At 73.4% G+C, this 21,829-nt stretch carries 18 protein-coding genes; 9 read left to right on the top strand and 9 right to left on the bottom strand.

All coding sequences use genetic code 11. The features are described from left to right. Positions 1 to 12: 12 nt before the first annotated feature. Positions 13 to 1,896 carry a hydantoinase B/oxoprolinase family protein gene (locus HLA93_RS16815; RefSeq protein WP_222195584.1) on the bottom strand — a complete coding sequence of 628 codons (1,884 nt, stop codon included), beginning with the start codon at positions 1,894 to 1,896 and terminating at the stop codon, positions 13 to 15. Further along, positions 1,893 to 3,956 carry a hydantoinase/oxoprolinase family protein gene (locus HLA93_RS16810; protein WP_222195583.1) on the bottom strand — a complete coding sequence of 688 codons (2,064 nt, stop codon included), beginning with the start codon at positions 3,954 to 3,956 and terminating at the stop codon, positions 1,893 to 1,895. The genes HLA93_RS16815 and HLA93_RS16810 overlap by 4 nt, the downstream gene beginning before the upstream one ends. 290 nt (positions 3,957 to 4,246) lie before the next feature. Between HLA93_RS16810 and HLA93_RS16805 the strand changes: the two genes are divergently transcribed. Beyond that, the gene (locus HLA93_RS16805) at positions 4,247 to 4,621 is read left to right on the top strand and encodes a VOC family protein (RefSeq protein ID WP_222195582.1); all 375 of its coding nucleotides are present in this window, start codon (positions 4,247 to 4,249) and stop codon (positions 4,619 to 4,621) included. Between the two features lie 18 nt (positions 4,622 to 4,639). Here HLA93_RS16805 and HLA93_RS16800 read toward each other — a convergent pair whose 3' ends face one another. Beyond that, on the bottom strand, positions 4,640 to 5,470 hold the full coding sequence (locus HLA93_RS16800; protein WP_222195581.1) for a dienelactone hydrolase family protein: 831 nt from the start codon (positions 5,468 to 5,470) through the stop codon (positions 4,640 to 4,642). 137 nt (positions 5,471 to 5,607) lie between these two features. Here HLA93_RS16800 and HLA93_RS16795 point away from each other — a divergent pair, with 137 nt between their 5' ends. The 3 genes from HLA93_RS16795 to HLA93_RS16785 all read left to right on the top strand — a co-directional run bounded on the left by HLA93_RS16795 (position 5,608) and on the right by HLA93_RS16785 (position 9,555). Continuing rightward, positions 5,608 to 7,182 carry a molybdopterin-dependent oxidoreductase gene (locus HLA93_RS16795; protein WP_222195580.1) on the top strand — a complete coding sequence of 525 codons (1,575 nt, stop codon included), beginning with the start codon at positions 5,608 to 5,610 and terminating at the stop codon, positions 7,180 to 7,182. Positions 7,183 to 7,273: 91 nt separating this feature from the next. Beyond that, positions 7,274 to 8,761: a phosphatase PAP2 family protein gene (locus HLA93_RS16790; RefSeq protein WP_222195579.1), complete on the top strand. Its 1,488-nt coding sequence runs from the start codon at positions 7,274 to 7,276 to the stop codon at positions 8,759 to 8,761. A gap of 158 nt (positions 8,762 to 8,919) precedes the next feature. Beyond that, entirely contained in the window at positions 8,920 to 9,555 is a 636-nt protein-coding gene (locus HLA93_RS16785; RefSeq protein WP_222195578.1) for a dihydrofolate reductase family protein, read from the top strand. On the opposite strand, the gene HLA93_RS16780 is transcribed toward HLA93_RS16785, so the two are convergent. Then, positions 9,545 to 9,961, bottom strand: coding sequence for a MarR family winged helix-turn-helix transcriptional regulator (locus HLA93_RS16780; RefSeq protein WP_222195577.1), 417 nt, complete (start codon positions 9,959 to 9,961; stop codon positions 9,545 to 9,547). The genes HLA93_RS16785 and HLA93_RS16780 overlap by 11 nt on opposite strands. Before the next feature lie 67 nt (positions 9,962 to 10,028). Here HLA93_RS16780 and HLA93_RS16775 point away from each other — a divergent pair, with 67 nt between their 5' ends. Continuing rightward, positions 10,029 to 11,870: an ABC transporter ATP-binding protein gene (locus HLA93_RS16775; RefSeq protein ID WP_308128190.1), complete on the top strand. Its 1,842-nt coding sequence runs from the start codon at positions 10,029 to 10,031 to the stop codon at positions 11,868 to 11,870. Here the strand turns inward: HLA93_RS16775 and HLA93_RS16770 are convergent, their stop codons facing one another. Next, positions 11,871 to 12,323, bottom strand: a complete 453-nt coding sequence (locus tag HLA93_RS16770; RefSeq protein ID WP_222195576.1) for a hypothetical protein — start codon at positions 12,321 to 12,323, stop codon at positions 11,871 to 11,873. 144 nt (positions 12,324 to 12,467) lie between these two features. Between HLA93_RS16770 and HLA93_RS16765 the strand changes: the two genes are divergently transcribed. Beyond that, positions 12,468 to 13,808: a pectate lyase family protein gene (locus HLA93_RS16765; protein ID WP_222195575.1), complete on the top strand. Its 1,341-nt coding sequence runs from the start codon at positions 12,468 to 12,470 to the stop codon at positions 13,806 to 13,808. 43 nt (positions 13,809 to 13,851) lie between these two features. Here the strand turns inward: HLA93_RS16765 and HLA93_RS16760 are convergent, their stop codons facing one another. Genes HLA93_RS16760 through HLA93_RS16745 form a run of 4 tightly spaced genes read right to left on the bottom strand, consistent with a single transcriptional unit; the run spans position 13,852 to position 18,142 of the window. Beyond that, positions 13,852 to 14,940 carry a M24 family metallopeptidase gene (locus HLA93_RS16760; RefSeq protein WP_222195574.1) on the bottom strand — a complete coding sequence of 363 codons (1,089 nt, stop codon included), beginning with the start codon at positions 14,938 to 14,940 and terminating at the stop codon, positions 13,852 to 13,854. Between the two features lie 18 nt (positions 14,941 to 14,958). After that, positions 14,959 to 16,047 carry a LacI family DNA-binding transcriptional regulator gene (locus HLA93_RS16755; protein ID WP_222195573.1) on the bottom strand — a complete coding sequence of 363 codons (1,089 nt, stop codon included), beginning with the start codon at positions 16,045 to 16,047 and terminating at the stop codon, positions 14,959 to 14,961. Further along, complete coding sequence (locus HLA93_RS16750; protein WP_222195572.1) at positions 16,044 to 16,961, bottom strand: PmoA family protein; 918 nt, start codon at positions 16,959 to 16,961, stop codon at positions 16,044 to 16,046. The genes HLA93_RS16755 and HLA93_RS16750 overlap by 4 nt, the downstream gene beginning before the upstream one ends. 2 nt (positions 16,962 to 16,963) lie before the next feature. Next, positions 16,964 to 18,142 carry a Gfo/Idh/MocA family protein gene (locus HLA93_RS16745; RefSeq protein WP_222195571.1) on the bottom strand — a complete coding sequence of 393 codons (1,179 nt, stop codon included), beginning with the start codon at positions 18,140 to 18,142 and terminating at the stop codon, positions 16,964 to 16,966. Between the two features lie 416 nt (positions 18,143 to 18,558). Between HLA93_RS16745 and HLA93_RS16740 the strand changes: the two genes are divergently transcribed. From HLA93_RS16740 to HLA93_RS16730, 3 genes are read left to right on the top strand one after another with little or no spacing between them, the layout of a single operon-like run. After that, positions 18,559 to 19,521, top strand: a complete 963-nt coding sequence (locus HLA93_RS16740) for a carbohydrate ABC transporter permease (RefSeq protein ID WP_222195570.1) — start codon at positions 18,559 to 18,561, stop codon at positions 19,519 to 19,521. Between the two features lie 19 nt (positions 19,522 to 19,540). Next, positions 19,541 to 20,401, top strand: coding sequence for a carbohydrate ABC transporter permease (locus HLA93_RS21165; RefSeq protein WP_222195569.1), 861 nt, complete (start codon positions 19,541 to 19,543; stop codon positions 20,399 to 20,401). A gap of 46 nt (positions 20,402 to 20,447) precedes the next feature. After that, a complete protein-coding gene (locus tag HLA93_RS16730) occupies positions 20,448 to 21,809 on the top strand; it encodes an ABC transporter substrate-binding protein (protein ID WP_222195568.1) in 1,362 nt (453 codons plus the stop codon). The last annotated feature ends 20 nt before the right edge of the window (positions 21,810 to 21,829 follow it).

The following is a 21,829-nucleotide window of genomic DNA, read 5'->3' as shown; positions in this document are numbered from 1 at the left end:
GAGCGCGCCTGCTCAGAGCAGGTCGAACTCGTTGAACGCCGCGCCGCCGGACAGCAGCGCGTAGCCCGGGCCGCGGTCGAAGAACGGCTCGACGTCCGGCCGGTCGGCCCGCATCGACGCCCGCAGCGCCTCGGTGGCGGCGTCGTCCGCCGTCCCGTCGTCCCGGACGACCACGCCGTAGTCGTCCCGGGCGCCGGCGACGCTGACCTTGTGCCAGGCGATGTCGCGCAGCACCTCGGCGACCGGCCGGTCCAGCGGGTCGCCCCAGCCGCCGCCGCCCGTCGTCCGCACCCGGACGACGGTGCCGGCCTTCAGCGGCTCGGCGTCGGCCAGCGCGTCGACCTCGTGCTCGTCGGGCCCCCCCGGGTCGACGGTGATCGAGAAGGGCCGCCCGGCCCTGCCGCCCTTGACCCCCCAGCAGGACAGGATCGAGCGGTCGGCGATGGACATGAAGTGCGCGTCGCGCAGCACCCGGATGTCCTTCTCGTAGCCGCAGCCGCCGCGGTACCGGCCCGGCCCGCCGGAGTCCATCGCCAGCGCGAGCCGCTCGATCCGCAGCGGGAACCGGGACTCGGTGAACTCGGTCGGCAGGTTCCGGGAGTCGGGGACGACGTGGATGGTGTCCTCTCCGTCGGCGTAGTACCGGCCGCCGGAGCCGCCGCCGAGCACCTCGCGCATCAGGTACGGCTCGCCGTTCGCGTCGGTGCCGTACACGCCGGTGTACCGGATCGTCTCCTGGTCGGCGGGCATCCGGCCGCCGGTGGCCTTGGCCAGCACCCCGGCCAGCACGCCGAGCAGCCGCAGGATCACGAACGTCCGGGCGTTGGTGGGCGCCGGGAAGATCGGGGTGAGCAGCGTGCCCTTCTCCGGGAAGCGCATCTCGATCAGGGGGACGACGCCCTCGTTGACGTCCAGCTGCGCCATCCGCTCCGGCGACTCGGCCAGGTTGCGCAGGATCGGCGCCAGCCACTTCTTCAGGAAGTTGCCGTCGGCGTAGTCGCCGCAGTGGTTGATCGGGCCCTTGGCCTGCGGGCCGGTGCCGGTGAAGTCGATGACCAGCGGGACGTCCTTCGTGGAGTCCATGGTCAGCGTGATCCGCTGCCGGTGCAGCTGCGGCTCGTCCACGCCGTCGTGCTCGGCGTAGTCCTCCCAGACGTAGGAGCCGTCGGGGATCTGGGACAGGATCTCCCGCCGGTACACCTCGGTCGAGCTGCTCAGGATCGACTCGAAGCACGCCTCGACCGCGGCCACCCCGTACCGCTCGAACAGCTCGCCCAGCCGCCGCGCCCCGGCCAGGCAGGCGGAGCACTCGGCGTCCAGGTCGGCGGCGAGCGAGTCGGGCATCCGCGAGTTGCGGGTCATGATCGCCAGCGCGGCGTCGTTGCGGACGCCGCGGTCCCACAGCTTGATCGGGGGGACCATCAGGCCCTCCTCGAACACGCTGGTGGCCGCCGACGGCATGGAGCCCGGCACCGCGCCGCCGATGTCGTCGTGGTGGCCGAACGCCTGGATGAAGGCGACGACGGTCGGCCGGCCGGCGACGTCGGCGAACACCGGCACCGTGACGCACAGGTCGGGCAGGTGGCCGATCCCGCCCTCGGACAGGTAGACGTCGTTGTGGAAGAAGACGTCCCCGGGGTTCATCGCGTCGATCGGGTGGTCGCGCACCACCGGCTGCACGAGGGCGGAGTAGGAGCGGCCGGTGAGCTTGCGCAGCTTCCGGTCGTGGATCCCGGCCCGGAAGTCGTGCGCGTCGCGGATCATCGGGGAGCGGGATGTCCGCCCGATCGACGTCTCCACCTCCTTCTCGATCGCTGCCAGCGTGCCGGCCACGATCTCCACCAGCACCGGGTCGGCGGCGTCCGAGCCACCAAAATGGCCATCTTGGTGGTTCATCGGGCGGTCTCCTTCGTGAGCAGCAGGTTGCCGAAACGGTCGACGGTGGCGGTGAAGCCCGGGTGCACCGGGACGGTGGAGCCGAACTCCTCGACGATCGCCGGGCCGCTGACCTCGTCACCGGGGGAGAGGTCGGGCCGCCAGAACAGCGGCGCCTCCACCCACTCGTCGAAGAAGACCGGGCGGGTGCCACGACGGGCGTCCCGGCCGGACGGCGCGAGTTCGACGATCTCCGGACGGCGGATCGGCCCGATCCCGCTGACCCGCAGGTTCACCCACTCCACCGCCTGTCGCGGGTCGGTGGCGAAGTCGTAGCCGTAGAGCTGGTGGTGGGCCGCGTGGAAGGCGGTGGCGACGGCGTCGATGGCCGCGTCGTCGAGCTCGCCGTCCCCGACCGGCACGCGCACCTCGAACGCCTGGCCGACGTAGCGCAGGTCGGCGGTGCGCTGCATCCGCTGCTCGCTGCGCGGGAAGCCCTCGCCGTCCAGGGCGACCTCCGCCTGGCCCTCGAGGTCGGCGAAGGCGGTGGCGAGCGTGGCGGGGGAGACGTCGGCGTGCCGGGCGACCATCGTCTGCACGTAGTCGTTGCGGACGTCGACGGTGAGCAGCCCGAAGGCGCTGACGTTGCCCGGGTTCGGCGGCACCAGGGTGCGCGGCAGGCCGAGCACGTCCATCAGCCGGCAGGCCAGCAGCGACCCGGAGCCGCCGAACGTGGTGAGCGTGAAGTCGCGGACGTCGAGGCCGCGGGCCACGGTGACCTGGCGCAGCGCGTTGGCCTGGTTCCACGCGGAGATCTCCAGGATGCCGGTGGCCAGCGCCTCCACGGTCAGGCCGAGCTCGCCGCCGAGGCGCTCCAGCCCGGCCCGGGCGGCGTCCACCGACAGCGGGATCTCCCCACCCAGCAGGTGCGGGGGGATCCGGCCGAGGACGACGTGCGCGTCGGTGACCGTGGGCTGCTCGCCGCCGTTGTCGTAGCAGATCGGCCCCGGGTCGGCGCCGGCCGACTTCGGGCCCACCTTGAGCGTGCCCTCGGGCGACAGCCAGGCGATCGAGCCGCCGCCGGCGCCGACGGTGACGACGTCGATCATCGGGATCTTGGACGGGTAGTCGCCGACCGAACCCTCGGTGGTCAGCGTCGGCTCGCCGTCGATGACCACGGTGACGTCGGTGGACGTTCCGCCGCCGTCGCAGGTCAGCACCCGGTCGAAACCGGCGGTGCCGGCGATGAGCGCGGCGCCCAGTGCACCCGCGGCGGGGCCGGAGAGCATCGTGGTGATCGGCTGGTGCACCACCTCGGCGGCCGACAGCACGCCGCCGTTGCTCTTCATCACGTAGAAGGGCACGCCGGGGGCGATCTCGTCGAGCCGGCGGCGGATGTTGGTGACGTAGGCGCCGACCTTCGGCTTCACCGCCGCGTCGACCAGGGTGGTGACCGAGCGCTCGTACTCGCGGTACTCGCGCAGCACCTGGCTGGAGATGCTGACGACGGCGCCGGGATGTTCCACGTGGAGCACGTCGAGCATCGCCCGCTCGTGTGCGTCGTTCGCGTAGGAGTGCAGGAAGCAGACGCCGATGGTGGTGATCCCGGCGTCCCGGAAGAACCGGGCGGCGGCGACGGCGTCGTCCCGGTCGAACGGCCGCACCTCGGCGCCGGTGACGTCGAGCCGCCCGCGCACCGTGCGGACCAGGTCGGCGGGCACGATCCGGGGCGGCTTGACCCAGAAGTAGCTGTTGCCGTAGCCGTCGGGCACCGACTGCCGGGCGATCTCCAGCACCGACCCGTAGCCCTCGGTGGTGATGAAGCCGATCCGGTCCAGCTTGCCCTCGAGCAGCTGGTTGGTCGCCACCGTCGTCCCGTGGCTGACCGCGGCGACCGCGGAGCCGTCCAGGTCGAGCTGGCCCAGCACCTTGCGCACGCCGGCGAGGAAGCCGTCGGCCGGGTCGCCGGGGGTCGACGGGGTCTTCGTCGTCGCGACCTCGCCGGTCTCCTCGTCGACGGCGACGACGTCGGTGAACGTCCCCCCGGTGTCGATGCCGATGCGGACCCGCCGAGCGCTCATGCCGAGAAACCTTAGTGCTGAGATACCCACCTCGGGAAGGTCGCCGATGAACTCCGCGTCACGATCGGGTCCTCCCTGACGTGACCGGCGACGACCTGCCCGCGATCGGGCCCCGGCCACCCGGGCCCTCGCTGCCGCCGGCATCACCGGGCTCTCCCAGGTGGCCGAGCACACCGAGGCGGAGCCGGCCGCGCTGCACGGGGTCGGCCCCCGGGTGACCAGCCTGCTGCGGGCGGCGCTGGGCGAGCAAGGGCTGTCGTTCCGTCGGTGAGGGTGGCTAGCGTCCGCGCATGGCTGATCGCCCGCGGATGACCCTGACCGCCACGGTGCTCGACACCCCCGACCCGCGCGGCCTCGGCCGGTTCTACGCCGCGTTGCTCGACTGGCCGATCGACACCGACGACCCGGAGTGGGTCACCCTGCGGCCGGGCGGTCCCGCGCTGTCGTTCCAGCTGGAGCCCGACCACGTGCCCCCGGTCTGGCCGGCCGGCGACGGCGACCCGCGCATGCAGCTGCACCTGGACGTCCAGGTCGAAGACCTGCCCGCCGCGGTCCAGTTCGCCGTCTCGCTGGGCGCGCAGGTCGCCGACCACCAGCCGCAGGAGCACGTCCGGGTGATGCTCGACCCGGCCGGCCACCCCTTCTGCCTCTACATCGAGGGCTGACCGGCCGGGCCGCTCCGGTCAGCCGGCCGAGGCGGCTGCCCGGTCCGCCGGCTGGGCAGCCAGCCGCTCGCGCAGGAACGCGACGACCTGCGCCCGCGCCTCGTGCGTGGGGTGCCCCGGCGTCTCGACGTCCTTGCTGGTCAGCACCATGTGCTCGTTGCTGCCGATGCCGGCCTCGTTGCCCGGGCGGGAGTTCAGGGCGATGGGCAGCCAGCCGTCGCCGAAGGCGGCGCGCAGCGCGCGGAAGCGGTCCCGGGGTGCGGCAGCGTCCTCGCTGAACCGGAGGCCGAGCAGGCACAGCCCCTCGGTCTGCACCCGCTCGGAGACCGCCTCCCGCTCCCGCTCGGACATGCCCAGGTCGCGCCGGTGCCCGGCGGAGATCGGGAACGGGATGGAGGGCTGGCTGGCCACCGGCGCCAGGACGGCGGGCTCGGCGGCCGAGGCGAGGGCGAACCCGCCGCTGAAGCACATGCCGATCACCCCGACCCCGGGGCCGCCCACCCGGTCGTGCACCCGGCGCGCCACGGCCCGCACGTACTCGGCCACCGGCCGGTCGGCGCGCTTGGCGAAGGCCCGGAACTCCCGGCTGATGCACGCCCCGGCGAGGGTGCGTACCGCGTAGCCCGGGCTCAGGGGCCGGCCCGGTTCGCCGAACAGCGAGACCACGGTGACGGTGAAGCCGGACTCGACCAGGTGGTCGGCCAGCCCCAGCACCTGCGGGGTCATGCCGGGGATCTCCGGCAGCAGGACGACGCCTGGTCCGGCGCCGCGGGTGTACAGGGTGTGGGTGATCCCGGCGTTGGTGAAGGGCTCGGACGCCCAGCCTGCGAGTGATGACGACTCTGTCATCGCCTGATCGTGGAGCACGACGGCCGATCGGTCGAGCCCTGTCGCCCCGATCCGTCGCGACCGGTGCTGCGTGACGATCGTGCGTCGGTTGCCGTCGCGGACGAGCCTGCCCCGGGCGGTCGGGTGAACCTGGGGTGATGTCGCAGCCAGCAGCCACGGAGGAGCGCCGGTCCGGGAGCGCCGGCACGGCCCCACTGCCGGCCGGCCGGGCAGCGCAGTCCGGGCTGCTGGCGGCCGCCGCCGGGATCGGGGTGGCCGAGCTGGCCGCCGGGGCGCTCGACGGGGCGCCCTCGCTGGTGCTGTCGGTCGGGGACGCGGTCATCGACGGCGTGCCCGGCTGGCTGGAGCGGGCCGCCATCGCCGCGCTGGGCAGCAGTGACAAGCCGGTGCTGCTGGCCTCGATCGCCCTGGTCGCCGCCGCGCTGGGCGCGGGGGCCGGGCTGCTGGCGCGGTACCGGTTCGCCCTCGGCGCGGTCGCCTTCGTGCTCGTCACCGCCCTCGGCGTCGCCGCCGGGCTGGTCACGGCCGACGTCTCGGTACTGGCCACCGTCGTCGCCGGGCTGCTGGGCGCCGCGGTCGGGGTCGCCGTCCTGCACCGACTGCTCGCCGCGGCCGCCCGGGAGGCGCGGGCGGACGACTCGCCGGGCACGGACCGGCGCGGCTTCCTGCTGCTGGCCGCGGGCGCGGCGGCGGTCGCGGTGGCCGGCGGGGTCGGCGGCTGGCTGCTGGCGGGCCGGGAGCGGCTGGACGCCGTCCGCGCCGCCATCCGGCTGCCCCGGCCGGCCCGGCCGGCGCCGGCGCCACCCGCCGGGGCGGACCTGGAGATCCCCGGTCTCACCCCGCTGTACGTGGCCAACGAGGACTTCTACCGGATCGACACCGCGCTGCGGGTGCCCGCCGTCGACCCGGCCGACTGGCGGCTGGAGGTCACCGGCCTGGTCGACGAGCCCTTCTCGCTCACCTACGACGAACTGATGGCGATGCCGCAGATCGAGGCCGATGTGACCCTGGCCTGCGTCTCCAACGAGGTCGGTGGCGACCTGGTGGGCAACGCCCGCTGGCAGGGCGTGCCGCTGCGGGCGCTGCTGGAGCGCGCCGGCGTGCAGCGGGGCGCGACCCAGCTGCTCAGCCGGTCGGTCGACGGCTTCACCGCCGGCTTCCCGACGGTCACCGCGCTCGACCTGGAGGAGGCGATGGTCGCGGTCGGGATGAACGGCGAGCCGCTGCCGGCCGAGCACGGCTTCCCGGCCCGGCTCGTCGTCCCGGGGCTCTACGGCTACGTGTCGGCGACCAAGTGGTTGTCCTCGATCGAGCTCACCGGCTGGGACGTCGACGGTTACTGGGTCCCGCGCGGCTGGGCGAAGGAGGGGCCGGTCAAGACCCAGGCCCGGATCGACGTGCCGGTTCGTGGCCGCGCACTGGAGGCCGGCCGGCAGCCGATCGCCGGCGTGGCGTGGGCACCGACCCGGGGCATCGAGGGCGTCGAGGTGCGGATCGACGACGGACCGTGGCAGCCGGCGGTGCTGGCCGAGCAGCTGGACGTCGACTGCTGGCGGCAGTGGTACCTGCCCTGGGACGCCACCCCCGGCCGGCACGTGATCACCGCCCGGGCCACCGACGGAGCCGGTGAGCGGCAGACCGACGAGCGCACCCCGGTCGCCCCGGACGGAGCCTCCGGCCACCCGGTGATCGAGGTGGACGTCGAGGGCTGAGGCCGATGCGTCACCGGCTCGTCGGTGGAATGAGACCGGACTGCAAAGCCACCCCGGCCGGCGGCCCGGTGCAGCGGGGTACTCGCCGGGGATGAGCGGTCGTCCCGGTACCTCCAGTCGGTCGTCACCTGCCCGCGGGCGCCCGCGGGCGCCCGGCCGGTTCGGCGTCCGCGCGGTCCTGGGGCTGGTGGCCCTCCTGGTGGGCGCCGTGCCCTTCCTGGCCCTGTGGCTGCTGGTCCAGCAGAACTGGTCGCCGCTGGCCGCCCTCGACGGGGACGTCGCCGCCGACCTGAACGAGGTGGTCAGCCGCTCCCCGCTGCTGGTGAGCGTGCTGCGCGGGATCACCGACCTGGGCGGCGCGGGCGCGTCGGTGCTGGTGACGACGCTGGTCACGGTCTTCCTGCTGATCCGCCAGCACCGGCGGCTGGCCGCGTTCGTCGCGGTCTCCGGGATCGGGCTGGCCGTGCTGGTACCGCTCACCAAGTTCATCGCCGACCGGGCCCGGCCCGTGGTGGCGGACCCGGTGGTCGACACCCCGAGCAACGCCAGCTTCCCCAGCGGCCACGCCATGACGGCCGTCGTCACCTGGGGCGTGCTGGCGCTGGTGGTGCTCCCGCTGGTCCGCCGGCGGCTGCGGCCGTGGCTGATCGCCGGGCTGGCCCTGCTGGTGCTCGTGATCGGCTCCACCCGGCTGGCGCTGGGCGTGCACTTCGTCTCCGACGTGCTGGCCGGCTGGGCACTGGGCCTGGCCTGGCTGGCGATGACCACGGGGGCCTTCCGGGGGTGGCAGCCCGACCGGCGCCAGCACCCCGACGAGCCGCTGGACCCGCTGGACGTCGACCCGGCGGAGGTCCCCGGTCCGGCGCCCAGCCACGAGCGGGTGCTCCCGGCGGGCCGGACGACGGTCCTCCGGCTGGCCGGCGTGGCCGCCGCCCTGTTCGCCGTGCTCGTCGGGCTCGGGCTGCTGGTCACCCGGGTGCTCGACGACACCGCGCTGGGCCGGGTCGACCGCAGCGCCGCCGCCTGGTTCGTCGACCAGCGCACCGACACGCTCACCTCGCTGGCCGAGACGGTGGGCACGCTGTCGGGCACCCGGGCGGTCATCGCGATCGGCCTGACGCTGGCCGTGGTGTCGCTGGCCGTCGTCGGCAGCTGGCGCCCGGTGGTGTTCGTCCTGGTCACGATCGTCGGCGAGGTGCTGCTCTACTTCGTCGTCGGGCTGGTCGTGGGCCGGGTGCGCCCCGACGTCGTCGACCTGACCGAGGGGCTGCCGACCGGCGCCGCGTGGCCCTCCGGCCACGCCGGGATGGCGGTGGCCCTCTACGGCGCGCTGGCCGCGCTCGTGATCGGCTACGGGCACGGCCCCGGCCGGTGGGCCGTGCTGGCAGTACCGGTGCTGCTCGCGCCCGCGATCGCCGTCAGCCGGGTCTACGTCGCGGCGCACTTCCCGACCGACGTGGCCGCCGGTCTGCTGCTTGGCACCGTGTGGGTGCTGGCCTGCGCCTGGGCCTTCCGGCTGGGTGCTGGGCCGGGTGACCGGCAGCCGGCGGTGGCGGGTCGCGCGGCGGTCGCGGCGTGAGCTGCTGGGCCGTCCGGACCGGGCCGGCGCTCGCCCTCCCCGACCTGCCCCGGCTGGGCTGACCGCCTCAGGCGGGTGGGGGGCGATGACTTCGGCCCGGTGGCCGGGTCTGCAGTGCACGGGCCGCCATCGGGGCGGCCGGTCCACGGAGGTCCGCCATGCGCCCGCTCGTCGTCACCTCGTTCCTGACCCTCGATGGCGTCGCCCAGGCGCCAGGCGGGCCGACGGAGGACCCGTCCGGCGGGTTCCCCTTCGGTGGCTGGCTGGTGCCGCACTTCGACGAGGTGATCGGGGCGCAGATGGACGCCTGGTTCGCCGGCGCCGGCGACTTCCTGCTCGGCCGCCGCACCTACGAGGTCTTCGCCGCGCACTGGCCGGAGGTGCCGACGGAGGAGGACCGGATCTCGTGGTCGCTCAACAGCCTGCCCAAGCACGTGGCCTCCCGGACGCTCACCTCGGTCGACTGGCAGGGTGCCCGGCTGCTCGAGGGCGACGTCGCCGACGCCGTCCGGGCCCTGAAGGCGGCCGACGGCGGGGAGCTGCAGGTGCACGGCAGCATCGGGCTGGTGCAGACCCTGCTGGCCGGGGACCTGGTCGACGAGCTCCGGCTGGTGGTCTTCCCGGTGCTGCTCGGCACCGGCCGGAGGTTGTTCGCCGACGGCACGGTGCCGCGCACCTGGCGGCTGGTCACGTCGACGGCGTCGGGCACCGGCGCACTGCTGGCGAGCTACCAGCGGGTGGGGGAGGTGCTGACCGGCTCGTTCCAGCTCGATCAGGCGGAACTCAGTCGGTGAGCTGACGCAGGATCCGTTCCAGCGTCGCCCGGTCCTCGGCCGACAGCCGGGCGAACAGCTCGGTGGAGTCCGCTGCCCGGGCCTCCTCGACCTCGCGCTGCACCGTGCGGCCGGCGTCGGTGGCCACCAGCACCACCGCCCGCCGGTCCCGCGGGTCGGCGGTGCGCTCGACCAGGCCGCGCTCGGCCAGGCCGTCGGCGACCTCCGTCGCCGAGCGTGGGGCGATGCGGAGCGCCTCGGCCAGCTCGGAGAGCCGGACGCCGTCCCGGGCGCAGACGACGCGCAGGGCCCGGGCCTGGTGCGGGGAGAGGTCCCAGGGGGCGAGGGTGGCGGTGAACCGGCGGCGCAGCGTGCGCGCGACCCGCATGAGCAGGTCGCCCAGGGTCGCCGTGCCGCCGTCACGCATGCCGGGAACACTACCGGCAGAGCTGCGGTTACCACACCGTGAGGTAACCTCAGCAACGTAGAGAGGGGTGGTCGCCATCGACGACACCATGAACCCCGGCCGGGGAGGCGGGCGCCCCGGCGGGCGGCCCGACCCGGCCGACCGCGCCCAGCTCGACCGCTCGCCCGTGCGCTGGAGCAGGGTCGCCGGGCTGTTCCGCCCGTACCGCGGGCAGCTCGCCCTGGTGGTCGCGCTCATCGTGGCCAGCTCGGCCATCGCGCTCGCCACGCCGTTCCTCGTCCGGCTGGTCATCGACGAGGCCCTCCCCGAGCAGGACGTGCAGTTGCTGGCCTGGGCGGTCGCCGGGATGGTCGCGGTCACCGCGGTGACCGCCGTCCTCGGCGTCCTGCAGACCTGGCTGTCCACCACCGTCGGCCAGCACGTCATGCACGGCCTGCGGACGTCGGTCTTCACCCACCTGCAGCGCCAGTCGCTGGGCTTCTTCACCCGCACCAAGGGCGGGGAGGTGCAGTCGCGGCTGACCAACGACATCGGCGGCATGCAGTCGGTGGTCACCTCGACCGCCACCTCCTTCGCCTCGAACGCCACCACCGTGGTCGGCACGGTGATCGCCATGGCCGCCCTGAGCTGGCGGCTGTCGCTGCTGTCCCTCGTCGTGCTGCCGCCGGCGGTCTGGCTGACCCGCCGCGTCGCCCGGATGCGGCGGCAGATCACCGCCCAGCGGCAGCGGCACCTGGCCGACCTGCACTCCCAGGTCGAGGAGGGGCTCAGCGTCAGCGGCGTGCTGCTCGGCAAGACCCTCGGCGCCGGCCCCGCACAGTCGCAGCGGTTCGCCGCCACCTCCGACGACCTGGTCGGGCTGGAGGTGCGCTCGCAGCTGGCCGGCCGCTGGCGGATGGCCACGATGAGCATCGTGTTCGCCGGCATCCCGGCGCTGATCTACCTGGCCGCCGGCCTGCCCGCGACGTCCGGCGGGATGACCATCGGCACGCTGGTCGCCTTCACCACGCTGCAGGGCGCGCTGTTCCGCCCGCTGATGGGGCTGCTGGACATCGGCGTCTCGCTGACCGCCTCGATGGCGCTGTTCAGCCGGGTGTTCGAGTACCTCGACCTGCCGGTGGACATCGACGACCCGGCGCAGCCGGTGCCGCTGCGCGAGGTCCGCGGTGAGGTGCGGTTCGACCACGTGGGCTTCCGCTACCCGGACGGCCACCGCGACGCGCTGACCGACGTCGACCTGACGGTGCCCGCCGGTGCGACGCTGGCCCTGGTCGGGGAGACCGGCTCGGGGAAGAGCACGCTCGCCTCCCTGGTCGCCCGCCTCAACGACCCGACGTCCGGGCGGGTGACGATCGACGGCGTCGACGTCCGGGACGTGACGCTGGCCGACCTTGCCCGCACCGTCGGCGTCGTCGCCCAGGAGACCTACCTGCTGCACGGCACGATCGCCGAGAACCTGCGGCACGCCAAGCCCGAGGCCACCGACGCCGAGCTGGTCGAGGCCGCCCGCCGGGCCCAGGTGCACGACGTGATCGCCGCGCTGCCGGCCGGATACGACACCGTCGTCGGCGCGCGTGGGCACCGGTTCTCCGGCGGGGAGAAGCAGCGGCTGGCGATCGCCCGCACGCTGCTGCGCGACCCGCGGGTGCTGGTGCTCGACGAGGCGACCAGCGCGCTGGACAACACCACCGAGCGCGCCGTCCAGGCGGCGCTGGAGGAGGCCAGCCGGGGCCGGACGACGATCACCATCGCGCACCGGCTCTCCACCGTGCGGGACGCCGACCTGATCGCCGTCCTGGCTGATGGCCGGGTGGTCGAGCAGGGCACGCACGAGGAGCTGCTGGCCCGCGGTGGCCGCTACGCCGAGCTGGCCGGGGCCGCCGAGCGTGAGGCTCTGCTCACCGCCTGATCAGCGGTCCGGCTCCCGGGGTGCCCCGGTCATCGCCAGCACGCTGCCGGCGACGCCGATGACCAGCAGGGCGAGCCCGACGCTGACCCAGCCGAAGGTGTCCCAGTAGACGTCCTCGAGCTGGATGAGCAGCGCCGCCTCGTCGACCACCAGGGCCAGCCCGATGCCGAAGAACAGGCCGAGCCCGGCGCGCACCCGGGGGGTGCGGTCGCCCAGGGCGGCCCCGCCCACGACGGCGATCAGCAGGATGCCCCACAGGTAGTGGTGCAGGTGGGTGCCGCCGACCGCGACGTCCCCGAGGAAGGACACCTCCTCGCGGATGAGCCAGGTGATCAGTCGCAGCAGCGCGAACGTCGCGGTGAACCCCCACCAGGCCAGCACGTACCCCCGGCGGGTGGCGACCACCTCGCGCAACCGGCGTGGACGGCGTCCTGAGGTCTCGCGCGGGGCCATGTCGGTCCCCTGCCCATGATCACCGGCCGGCCAACCCCGGCGAGTCGTCCCAGACGTGTTGACACCGTTTCCGACCCGCAACTAGCGTGATCCGCGTCACTGGGAAAGCGTTTTCCCATCGCCCGCTGAACACATCGGAGTGTCATGCGAGTACTGCGTCGCACCCTCGTCCTCGGCGCCGCCGGGGCCCTGATGGTCACCCTCGCCCCCGCCGGTACGGCCGCCGCCCACGGCAAGGACCTCGGCCGGGAGGTGCTCGGCGCGCAGGACGGCTGGGCCGCCGCCGAGGGGGGCACCACCGGCGGGGCCACCGCCGACCCGGCTCACGTCTTCCACGTCGACACCTGGGAGGAGTTCCGCGCCGCCCTCGGCGGCGACGCCGCACGCGGGGACACCACCCCGCGGATCGTCCACGTCCACGGCGTCCTGGACGCCCAGCGCCGGGCCCCCGACGGCACCGTCGACTGCGCCTCCTACGAGGTCGAGGGCTTCGACATGGCCGACTACATCGCGGCCTACGACCCGGCGGTGTGGGGCACCGAGACCGAGCCCAGCGGGCCGCTGGAGGACGCCCGGGCCGCCTCGGCCGCGGTGCAGGACGCCCAGGTGCGGCAGTACGTGGGCTCCAACGTGACGATCGTCGGGGTCGGCCGGGACGCCGGCATCGTCGGCGCCGCGCTCACCGTCCGCGGCTCGGACAACGTGATCATCCGCAACCTGCACCTGTCCGACACCTACGACTGCTTCACCGCCTGGGACCCGACCGACGGCGACGCCGGTGCCTGGAACGCCGCCTACGACAACCTGTGGCTCGCCGAGTCCACCCACGTCTGGGTCGACCACAACACCTTCGACGACGGGCAGAACCCGCCGGAGGCGCTGCCCACCGTCTACGGCCAGAAGTTCGAGGTGCACGACGGGCTCCTGGACATCACCAACTCCTCCGACCTGGTCACCGCCTCCTGGAACGAGTTCCGCGACCACGACAAGACCAACCTCATCGGCTCCTCCAACAGCCGGGTCGCCGACCGCGGCCGGCTCCGGGTCACCTTCCACCACAACCTGTGGGAGGACATCGGCCAGCGGGCGCCGCGGGTGCGCTACGGCGACGTGCACGTCTACAACAACTGGTACGTCGTCTCCGACCCGGCGCACTACGCCTACAGCTGGGGCGTCGGCGTGGAGGCCGAGATCGTCGCCGACAACAACTTCGTCCAGCTGGCCCCCGGCGTCGACCCGGCGTCCTTCGTCGAGGACTGGCGTGGGGCCGTGCTGACCGACGCAGGCCTGGACGAGTCGGGGACGCTGGTCAGCAGCCGTTCCTGGCCGCGCCCGACCAGCCTGGTCGACGCTTACAACGCCGCCAACGACCCGGACATCCCGACCACGGTGAGCTGGACGCCCACCTACGTGGAGCGCATCGACCCGACCGTCGCCGTCCCCGTGCTGGTGAAGGTCAAGGCCGGCTCCGGTCGGCTCCGCTGAGGGACGACGCCCTCCCCGCCGCACCCGGCGGGGAGGGCGTCGCTCACGTGCGGACCAGGACGTCGGGACGCAGCAACCCGAGTTCGTCGCGGCTCGCCGGCCACACGCCGTCCGTGGTGAGCACCTCCGGGCCGTCCTCGCCCAGCAGCACGGTGTCCTCGGTCTTCACCCCGGCGGCGGAGGGGTTCCAGGCGACGGCCTGCCCGGGCACCAGCCGCACCGCGCTGTCCGGGCCGGCGACCGGGTCGCGCCCCCAGTAACCGGTCGGGCCGCCCTGGTGGTGCCGGGTCCACTCGTCGGCGGGGAAGCCGGCGTCGGCGTAGGCGCTGGCGCCGGCGGCGAACACCTCCCCGAGCGTGCGCCCGGGAGTGGAGGCGGTCAGGAACGCGGTCTCCACCGCGCGGATCCGCGCGTCGGCGTCGACCTCGGCCGCGGTCGGCGGCGCCAGGGCGACCCACCGCGTCGCGTTGGCGATCAGACCGTGCCGGCGGGCGCAGACGACGAGCATCACCCGCCGGCCCAGCACCCCGCCGGTCGGCAGCGCGTGCCGGAACGGCAGCCGCTGCTCCCCGGCGACCAGGACGACGACCGGGTCGGCCCCGCGGGCGATCAGCTCACCGCCCAGCCGGGCCGCCGCCTCCCGCTCGGTCATCCCCGGGTGCAGCTGCAACGCCGTCGCGGTGAGCGTCTCGGCCGCGTCCCGGCCCAGCCGGCGGTAGCGCTCCGTCTCGGCCGGCAGCAGGCCCGCGCGGGCGGCGCGCAGCCCCTCGGCGGCCACCGGGTCGTCCTCGACCAGCACCCCGGCGCTCCCGGCGGCCAGGTCGGGGCCCAGCAGCGGCGCCCACCAGTCGGTGACCTGCACCCGCACGTCGGCCGGCAGCTCCTCGGCGGCGAACCGCTCGGCCTCGTTGTTCGGCACGACCACGGTGTCGCCGTCGGCATCCACCACGACCGCGACCACCCCCCGCTCGGCGGACAGCCGCACCGCCGGGCGGGCGCCGTCGAGGTACCAGGCCAGTGAGCCGACGCTGGTCAGCACCAGGCGCTCCCGGCCGGCCCGGTGCAGCAGGTCGAGCACCCGCCCGCGCTTGACGGCGCGGTCGGTGGCCGAGGGTCGTCCCAGGTCCTGCACGGCGTCCTCCGGTGGTGGTCAGGCCAGCCGGCGGGTGCTGTCGCGCAGCACCACCTCGGCGTCGACCCGGACGGTCTGGCTGGTGGTCTGCGGCTCGGTGTCCAGTGCCAGCTGGGCGGCGCGGGCGCCCATCTCCGCCAGCGGCAGGCGCACCGAGGTCAGCGACGGGACGACGTCACGCAGCGGGGCGATGTCGTCGAAGCCGGCCAGTGAGACGTCCTCGGGCACCCGGACGCCGGCGGCCCGGAAGGCAGCCAGCGCGCCCAGTGCCATTACGTCGTTGACCGCGAAGACGCAGGTCGCCGTCGACCCCTCGGCCACCAGCTGGGCGGCCAGCCGCTCCCCGCCCTCGCGGGTGAAGTCGCCGTGCAGCACCTGCAGGTCGGCGGTGTCGACCCCTTCGGCGGCCAGCCCCTCCCGGAAGCCGGTCAGCCGGTCGCGGCTGGCCAGCAGCCCGCGGGGGCCGGCCAGCACCGCGAAACGGCGGTGCCCCAGCCGGACCAGCTCGCGGCCCAGCTCCCGTGCCCCGGCGCGGTTCTGCGGGACGACGGCGTGGGTGCCCAGCCGGTCCTGGCTGATCACCGCCGCCTGGCCGCCGGCCGCGGCGTAGCCCTCCAGCTCGTGGACCAGCCGCTCGTTGTGCGCCCGGTCGGTGGTGCGGCTGCCGCAGATGATGAGCGCACGCACCCGGTGCGAGCGCATCGTCTGGACGAACTCCAGCTCCCGGTCGACGTCGCTGTGCGTGCTGGCCAGGAAGACGACCAGCTCACGCTCCTCCACCTCGCGCATCACGCCACCGGCGATGCTGGAGAAGTACGGGTCCAGGACGTCGTGGATGATCAGCCCGACCACGTTGCTGGCCCCCCGGGCCACGGCCTGGGCCTGCGCGTTCGGCGTGTAGCGCAGCTCCTGGGCGGCGGCCAGCACCCGGCCGCGGTGCGGCTCGCCGACCGAGCGGCTGCCGCTGAGCACCCGGGACGCGGTGGCCAGCGAGACACCGGCGTGCGCGGCGACCTCGGACAGCAGGACGGGGCCGGACCGCCGGACGACGGTGGGTCCGTCCTGGTCGGTGCGGCGGCCGGTCGAGCTCTCCCGAGCAGTCGTCATCGCCGCCCACCCTGGCCCGTCGCCGTCCCGAGCGCACCCTCGATCGCCGCGGTGCCCGGTGCGCCGTCGGCCACCAGTGCACGGAAGCCGCGGGTCGTGGCTGCCCCGGGGGCCAGTCGCACCGGGTGCTCGGCGGCCAGCTGCGACCCCAGCCCGGGGTAGTCGTCGACCCGGACGAACCACGGGTCCTCCCGGGTGGTCGGGTCGGTGCCGGCCAGGGCGACGGTGAACGGCGCCGTCCCGGTGGCGGTGAACGCGACCCAGGAGGCGCGGGAGCCGTGCACGGCGCCCTCGCCCTCGGCGTCCGGGCTCCACACCCGGGCGTCGGTCACCGGCGGGAGCCGCCAGAAGAGCCCGCCGTAACCGGCGCCGCTGCGCCCGTTGGTCGCCGGGCTGCCCAGCTCCAGCGGCGCGTCGGTGGCGTTGTGCAGGGTGGTGGACAGCTCGAGGGTCCAGGAGCCGGGGAGCGGGGCAGCGGTCGCCCGCACGGTGCGCTCCTCGGTGAGCAGCGTGCGGCCGTCGGGGCCCAGCCAGTCCAGGGTCTCCCGGAACCCGTCCGGGGTGCGGGCCGCCCAGCCGGTGTGCACCTGGCGCCCGTGGTCGGGCCGCCAGGTGTAGCCCTGGTCCCGCAGGTAGGTCCGGCCACCCCAGATGTTCGCCCCGCCGACGTCCTGCAGGGTCACCGAGACGCCCAGGTGCCAGCGGTGGTCCTCGGGCTGGGCGTCGGTGACCGGCGTGCCGGCCAGCGTGGTCACCGGGTGCAGGAACGGTCGGGGGGCGAGGACGCCGGGCAGCCCGGCGCCGTCCCAGCAGGTGGCGACCACCGTGTCGGCCACCGTGAGGGTGGTCAGCGTCGTGCCGGCGGGGGAGGGCTCCTCCGGGACGTGCCCCTGGTGCAGCGCCTTGAGTGCCACGCTCAGCGCTCCGCGGGTGTGGACAGCTGCCGCACGGATGGCTCCTGGGCCCAGGTGGCCCCGAGCTCGGAGAACAGCAGCAGCTCCTCGGCGGACCGGTCGACCAGCGCATCGATGCCCGGCACCACCTGGTGGGCGGTCGCGCCCTCGCCCTCGGCCCGCCGCTGCGGGATCTCCACCGGGTCGGGGGCGCAGCGCACCGCCTCGACCACCTCCATGAAGGAGCGGGTCGCCGACGGGGGGACCAGCAGTGGGCGGGACCGGTCGCGCAGGTGGGCCAGCAGGTCCTCCAGCAGGTCGGTGCTGGGGTGGGTGGTGGTCTCGTCGACCCCGTCGGCCTGCAGCCGCACCTCGCCGGTCTTGTAGGACAGCGTGATCCGCCCGGTGCTGCCGTGCACGACCAGCACCGGGTCGCGGGGGTGCTCGGCGGCCAGGGTCGCGGCGATGGTGACCACGACCCCGTCGGCGGTGCGGATCCGCAGGCAGGAGGTGTCGTCGGCCTCGATCGGGTTGGCGCGGTACAGCTCCACCTCGACCGACTCCAGGGAGCCGGCCCCGGTGGCCCCGGTCAGGGCCAGGGCGGTGGCCACGGCGTGGGCGAACGGGTTGGTCAGCGCGCCGTCGACGACCGGCACCCCGTCGACGCTGCGCCGTCCGGCCCAGCTCGCCCGGCCGTAGTAGGACGCGTCCCGGACCCAGGCGCAGGCGCCACCGATGCCGCGCAGCGTGCCGATCGCTCCGCCCTCGACCAGCTCACGCACCCGGCCGATGGCCGCCGAGCCCAGGCTCTGGAAGCCGACCTGGCAGGGCACCCCGGCGGCCTCGATCCCCTCGACCAGCCGGTCGAACTCGGCCATCGTCGGGGTCGGCGGCTTCTCCAGCAGCACGGCACTGCCGGCCCGGGCGGCGGTGAGCGCCAGGTCGGTGTGGGTGTGGATCGGCGTGCAGATGACCGTCACGGCGGGCCTGGTCGCGGCGAGGAGCTCGTCCAGCGACGCGGTGACGGGGACGTCGCCGGCCAGGGCGCGCAGCTCGTCGTCCAGCGGCCGCGGGTCGCAGACGCCGACCAGTCGGACGTCGCTCACCGCCGCCAGCCGGCGCAGGTTCTGCAGGTGCCAGCGGCCGTGGCCGTGGGCGCCGACGAGCACCACCCGGCCGGCGAGCTCGGACTGTTCTGGCACGTGATCCCCCTTGATCCAGCCAGGCGCCGGCACGGTCGCCGACGGGACGCCGAGCCTATCCAGCTGCTCCCCTTCCGGAAAGGGCTTTCCGAGACGGACCCACTGGACACGCCCGGGACGGCGCCGTCCCGACGCAAGAAGTCGCTGGTCAGCGCGCTGTGCCGGGTTCCGCACGGGTCGCCGTCGCCGGTTCGAGCAGTCGACTCGTTGACACGCCGGACAGTGGACGAGTAGAAAGCGCTTACCCGGATGTGAGGCAGCGCACAGGCCCGCGAGGTGGCCCGGGTGTCCACGACCGATCGTTGACAAGCCCCCGTCGCGACGACTAGAAAGCGCTTTCCAGGTGTGTGAGCCGTTGCACACCTGAGCCGACCGGACGAAGGAGTCCGACGAGCTTCACAGAGAGGTGAGAGCCCGTGTCGTCAACGCTCGACGTCTCGTCGCGCGAACGCCAGCACGACGAGGCTCCCCGGCGTGGGGGCCCCGACGCGCCCCGTACCAAGAGGAAGTCCGGTCGGCTCGCGCCGTACCTGTTCCTGGCCCCGTGGTTCGCCGGGCTGCTGTTCATCACGGCCGGGCCCATCGCGGCCTCGGCGTACCTGTCCTTCACCGACTACAGCCTCATCGGCTCGCCGGAGTGGATCGGGCTGGACAACTTCCAGCGGATGTTCAACGACCCGCGCTTCTACCAGTCGCTGAAGGTCACGTTCATCTACGTCGCCGTCTCGGTGCCGCTCCAGCTGGCCTTCGCGCTCTTCCTGGCGATGATCCTGGACCGCGGGCTCAAGGGACTGGCGCTGTACCGATCGGTCTACTACCTGCCGTCGCTGCTCGGCGGCAGCGTCGCGATCGCCATCCTGTGGCGGCAGATCTTCGGGTCCGACGGGCTGCTCAACCAGGTGCTCCGGTTCGTCGGGTTCGAGAACCCGCCGGGCTGGGTGTCCAACCCCGACTACGCACTCGGCACGCTGATCGTCCTCAACGTCTGGACCTTCGGCGCCCCGATGGTCATCTTCCTGGCCGGCCTGCGGCAGATCCCGACGATGTACTACGAGGCGGCGTCCCTGGACGGCGCGGGGAAGGCCCGGCAGTTCTTCCAGGTCACCCTGCCGCTGCTCTCGCCGATCATCTTCTTCAACCTCGTCCTGCAGACGATCAACGCGTTCCAGACCTTCACGCAGGCGTTCATCGTCAGCGGCGGCACCGGTGGTCCGGCCGACTCGACGCTCTTCTACACGCTCTACCTCTACCAGCGCGGCTTCGGCAACTTCGACATGGGATACGCGTCGGCGCTCGCCTGGTTCCTCCTGCTCATCGTCGGTGGGTTGACCGCGATCAACTTCATCGCGTCGAAGTACTGGGTGTTCTATGGCGACTGACCTGACCGTGGCCCCCCCTGTGGCTGCCACGGAGAAGCTGCCCGACCGACCGAAGAAGCAGCGCCCGCGCTGGCTGGCGCACACCGTGCTCATCCTGGGCGCGCTGCTCATGCTCTACCCGCTGCTGTGGATGCTCTCGAGCTCCTTCAAGTTCACCGAGGACATCTTCAGCCAGACCGGGCTGGTGCCCGAACGCGTCACCGGGTCCAACTACCCCGACGGCTGGACGGCACTGCCCCGCGACTTCGGGCACTACATCTGGAACTCGCTGGTCATCGTCGTCGGTTCGATCATCGGCAACCTGCTCGCCTGCTCGCTGGCGGCCTATGCGTTCGCCCGACTGGACTTCAAGTTCAAGAAGTTCTGGTTCGCGGTGATGCTCGGCACGATGATGCTGCCGATCCACGTGGTGATCGTCCCGCAGTACGTGCTGTTCTCCGAGCTGGACTGGATCAACACGTACTGGCCGCTGATCGTGCCGAAGCTGCTGGCCACCGACGGCTTCTTCATCTTCCTGATGGTGCAGTTCATCCGGGGCATCCCGACCGAACTGGACGAGGCCGCCCGGATCGACGGCTGCGGGCACTTCGCCATCTTCTGGCGGATCGTGATCCCGCTGTCGGTGCCGGCCCTGGCCACCACGGCCATCTTCACCTTCATCTGGACCTGGAACGACTTCTTCAGCCAGCTGATCTTCCTGACCGACCCGGACATGTACACCGTCCCGGTCGCCCTGCGGACCTTCGTCGACGCGACCAGCCAGACGCCGTGGGGCCCGGTCTTCGCCATGTCGATCGTCGCCCTGGCGCCGGTCTTCGGCTTCTTCCTCGCGGGCCAGCGCTATCTCGTCCGAGGCATCGCCACCACGGGGCTCAAGTAACACCACCCACCAGCTCAAGTGGCTCACTTACAAGGAGGTAAGGAACGTGCACACGATCCGGAGAAATGGGGCGCGTGCGCCCTGGCCCACCCGCCTGGGCGTGGCCGGCGGCGTCCTCGGACTGCTGCTGACCACCGCGGCCTGCGGTGGTGACGACGGCGGCGGTGGTGCGGCCGCCGACGGCGGCACGACCCGCGAGGACGGGCCGGTCAACATGCGCTTCTCGTGGTGGGGCAGCGACACCCGGCACGCCGCCACCCAGGAGCTGATCGACCTCTACGAGTCGCAGAACGAGGGAGTCACCATCGAGGGCGACTTCACCGGCTTCGCCGACTACTGGGACCGGCTGGCCACCAGCACCGCCGGCGGTGAGGCGCCCTGCATCATGCAGCAGGACACCCGCTACGTCCGCGAGTACGCCGACCGCAACGCCCTGCTGGACCTCTCGCCGTACATCGAGGACGGCACGATAGACAACAGCAACCTCGACGAGAACGTCGCCGAGACCGGCATGGTGGAGGACGCGACCTACGCCATCCCCACCGGCGTCAACGCCTTCTCCGTGGTCATCGACCCGCAGGCCTACGCCGCCGCCGGCGTCGAGGTCCCCGACGGTGAGTCCTGGACCTGGGACGAGATGGTCGAGACGGCCGCGCAGGTCACCCAGGCGACCGGCGGCCAGGTGTACGGCATGCAGGCCATGGGCCTCAACGGCGGTGACACCAACTTCGAGGTCTACGCCCGCGAGCACGGTGAGGCGCTGTTCGACGAGAACGGCGAGATCGGCTTCACCCAGGAGACCCTGGTCGACTGGTGGAACATCGAGAAGCAGGCGTCGGAGTCCGGCGCCGAGCCGCCGCCGTCCACCACGGTCGAGGTCTTCAACGGCGGTGTCGACCAGGCGCTGGTCGCCACCGGCCGGGGCGCCTCTGGCTTCTGGTGGACCAACGAGCTGCCGGCGCTGACCGCCGGGGCCGGCCACGAGCTGCAGTTCCTCCGGTTCCCCACCGAGGAGGGGAACGGCGAGACCGGCATGTACCTCAAGCCGGCCATGTTCTGGGCGATCAGCAGCGACTGCGAGAGCCCGCAGGAGGCGGCCATGTTCCTGGACTGGCTGATCAACTCCGAGGAGGCGGTGAACATCATCAAGGCCGACCGCGGGCTGCCGGTGAACACCGAGCTGCGGGACCAGATCGCCCCGACGCTGGACGCTCCCGGCCAGGCCGCGGTGGCCTTCGTCGAGGAGATCACCCCGGACCTGCAGGACCCGCCGGCGCTGCCCCCCCAGGGCGCCGGTGAGGTGCAGTCGATCCTGCAGCGCTACACCGAGCAGATCCTGTTCGACCAGATCTCGGTGGAGGACGCCGCCGAGCAGTTCATGACCGAGGTCGAGTCGGCCATCGCGTGACCCTCGACCAGGGGGCGGTC

It is taken from the genome of Modestobacter italicus (assembly GCF_019799965.1).
Classification (GTDB): domain Bacteria; phylum Actinomycetota; class Actinomycetes; order Mycobacteriales; family Geodermatophilaceae; genus Modestobacter; species Modestobacter italicus_A.
This window is presented reverse-complemented; position numbering and strand designations above follow the sequence as displayed.